The organism is Rothia endophytica (assembly GCF_928381505.1).
Taxonomy (GTDB): Bacteria; Actinomycetota; Actinomycetes; order Actinomycetales; family Micrococcaceae; genus Rothia; species Rothia endophytica_A.
This window is the reverse complement of record NZ_CAKMSJ010000029.1, coordinates 1-892: the sequence shown is the minus strand read 5'-3', so window position 1 is coordinate 892 and position 892 is coordinate 1. Positions and strand designations below refer to the sequence as shown.

Sequence of the window (892 nt, the reverse complement as noted above, 5' to 3'; positions counted from 1 at the left end):
TGTGATGTCCAGGGACGTTGTTGAGTCGGTCGAAGGGTACGCCGCCAATCGCAGAGTGGTGTCGGTGGTGGTTGTAGAAGTGGAGCCAGCCGGGCAGCGCCAGGCGTCGTTCGGCCTCTGAACCGTAAAACCTGGCATAGGCCCAGCCGTCCCCGAGCGTGCGGTGGAATCGCTCGATCTTCCCGTTCGTCTGCGGCCGGTAGGGGCGTGTCCGCTTGTGTCGGATGCCGAGCCGAGCGCAGAAGTCCCTCCATGCGTGGGATCTGTATGCCGACCCGTTGTCGGATAGGACTCGCTCGACGGTCACGCCTCGTTCGGCGAACCAGGCCACGGCGCGTTCGAGAACTCCCACCGCTGTGCTCGCCTGCTCATCCGACCAGATTTCTGCGTATGCGACGCGGGAGTGGTCGTCGATGACTGTGTGAACGAACGCCGTCCCGGTGCGCGGCTTGTGATCTTTTCCTCGTGGTAATCCCGGAGTCGCGAGCTTGTTCCGTGCGCCTTGCTGCCGACCTACGTAACGATGTCCACCGCCGTCGGGGATGTTGCCGAACTTCGTGACATCGACATGAATCAACGATCCCGGATGAGGATGCTCATATCGCCGCAATGGCTCGCCAGTGACACGATCGATATGCGAGAGGCGGTTCACGCGGCAACGGACGAGGACCGCGTGAACAGTCGACGTCGAGAGACCAAGTCGCGCAGCGATCTGGGCTGGCCCCAGTCGAAGCCGCCAGCGCAGGTTGATGATCTTCTTCTTGACATGCTCGGGCGTCCTGCCTGGGATCCGGTGCGGCTTGCTGGAGCGATCCTGCATCCCAAACTCACCCTCTTCCCGGTAGCGGCCTGCCCATTTCCGGGCAGTGATCGGGGAGACCATGAACATCTT

1 protein-coding gene is annotated in these 892 nt (G+C 62.3%); it reads right to left on the bottom strand.

Going from position 1 to position 892, the window contains the following annotated elements; translation table 11 throughout:
* The coding region (locus L6990_RS11795; protein ID WP_237204371.1) for an IS481-like element IS5564 family transposase at positions 1-892 on the bottom strand (892 nt) is incomplete at both ends.